At 64.0% G+C, this 589-nt stretch carries 1 protein-coding gene; it reads right to left on the bottom strand.

Annotated features, from left to right (window positions below):
• On the bottom strand, positions 1-589 hold a 589-nt coding region (locus tag NKI24_RS35885; RefSeq protein WP_352750953.1), incomplete at both ends, for an IS66 family transposase.

The raw sequence follows: 589 nt of genomic DNA on the forward strand, positions 1-589 counted from the left end.
ATCGCTGTTTTCCGCCATTTGAAAAGGAGGTGCATAATGAATCGGTCTTCGCGATGCCGCGCAGGGCTCGCTCGGCTGCATTGTTGGATAGGCAGATCCGCCCATCGTCGAGGAACCGGGTGAAGGATGACCAGCGGCGCAGCATGTAGTTGAAGGCCTTGGTCAGGTCGTGCCCGCGCGAGAGCTTGTCGCGCGTCTTGATCATCCAGCGCTCGAGCTCGGTGACCAGCGGCGCGCTCCGCTCTTGGCGCACCGCGTGGCGTTGGGCCGGCGACAGGCCGTTGATCGCGCGCTCGATATCGAACAGGGCATCGATGCGCTTCACGGCTTCGACCGCCAGCGGATAGACCAGGTTGGGCTTCTCGCCGTGCGCCTTCTTGCGCGCCGCCGCTTCGACATCGGCCAGCTCAAACACTTTGCGTCGGCTGTGGGCCCAGCAGCTGGCCTCCAGAACAGGCGCCGGCTGACGACCCGTCGCATAGAGATCGCCATAACCACCAAAGGCATCGGCCTGCAGAATGCCGCTCCAGCCGGCGAGATGCGCCGCGGGATGTTCGCCTCGGCGATCGCGGGAATAGTAGAACACTGC

Origin of the sequence: Mesorhizobium sp. M0701 (assembly GCF_040320365.1) — a bacterium.
Lineage (GTDB): Bacteria > Pseudomonadota > Alphaproteobacteria > Rhizobiales > Rhizobiaceae > Mesorhizobium.